Origin of the sequence: Bradyrhizobium sp. HKCCYLS3070 (genome assembly GCF_051167575.1) — a bacterium.
Lineage (GTDB): Bacteria > Pseudomonadota > Alphaproteobacteria > Rhizobiales > Xanthobacteraceae > Bradyrhizobium.
Genome location: NZ_JBNPTI010000011.1, coordinates 225,001 through 226,172, shown reverse-complemented (window position 1 = coordinate 226,172; position 1,172 = coordinate 225,001). Strand labels below are relative to the sequence as shown.

Below are 1,172 nucleotides of genomic sequence, written 5' to 3'. Positions count from 1 at the left end.
AACCCTTCGCAAATCTCAAAAAGCCGTCTCAGTTCGGATTGGGCTCTGCAACTCGAGCCCATGAAGTTGGAATCGCTAGTAATCGTGGATCAGCACGCCACGGTGAATACGTTCCCGGGCCTTGTACACACCGCCCGTCACACCATGGGAGTTGGCTTTACCTGAAGGCGGTGCGCTAACCAGCAATGGAGGCAGCCGACCACGGTAGGGTCAGCGACTGGGGTGAAGTCGTAACAAGGTAGCCGTAGGGGAACCTGCGGCTGGATCACCTCCTTTCTAAGGATGGCTCTTCAGCATGATCTTCGGATCGATCGACCTTCGGGTTGATCAGCTATCGAGCTGTTTTAGAAACATCAGGGGCCACCGAGACCGCCAGGTCTTGCGTGAGCTCCATTGGCGGGATTTCGCCGTCTTCGTTTCTCTTTCTTCGCGGACGAACACGCTGCCTGGGGCTGCGCGGTTGCTGCATTTGCCCTCGCGGGCAGGGTGGCGACGAGCTTCGAGCGTTAGGGCTTGTAGCTCAGTTGGTTAGAGCGCGCGCTTGATAAGCGTGAGGTCGGAAGTTCAAGTCTTCCCAGGCCCACCAGCCTTCGCGCCTGCCGGCGCTACGGCTCGGCAAGCCAGAAGATGCGCGAAGGCTGTCGCGCCGTAGCCCAATTGGGCGAAGGCGGACTGGTCAACGCGAGCTTCGGCTGATTATCGTCTCGACGATCGCGCTCATTGCATTCGTCTTTCCGGTTATGGGGCCTTAGCTCAGCTGGGAGAGCGCGTGCTTTGCAAGCATGAGGTCGTCGGTTCGATCCCGACAGGCTCCACCAGCCTTCGCGCCATCCGGCGCTTCGGCTCGGCAAGCCATCTGATCGCGAAGGCTGTCGCGCCGGAGCTCGTAAGAGCGGAGGCGGACTTTGCGCCTGACCGACACACAATTCGTCCGCGAGACAACACTTCGCATCTTCTGGTCCTCACCGGGATTACAGAAGGCTGCGTGTTATCTGACATCGTGAAGAGGAGATCGATCCGAGTTGGGTCGTGCAATGGAGCGTCACCGCGCAAGCGGTCCGCGTTTCGACTTTGCACCGACACTTCACTATCTCCGGGTCATTTCGGCGCAGGCTGGAAGCTGTGAAGCATCCTGTCTGTTGTAAATGACTCTGTTGGCGACGCTTGACCGC

Annotated in this window: 2 tRNA genes and 1 rRNA gene; all 3 read left to right on the top strand. The window is 59.0% G+C overall.

Annotation, left to right across the window (positions count from 1 at the left end):
- Nucleotides 1-276, top strand: a 16S ribosomal RNA gene (locus ACQR03_RS27195); the annotation flags it as partial.
- Nucleotides 277-509: 233 nt separating this feature from the next.
- Nucleotides 510-586: transfer RNA gene (locus ACQR03_RS27190), tRNA-Ile, on the top strand.
- A gap of 156 nt (nucleotides 587-742) precedes the next feature.
- A tRNA-Ala gene (locus tag ACQR03_RS27185) sits at nucleotides 743-818 on the top strand.
- Nucleotides 819-1,172: the final 354 nt, after the last annotated feature.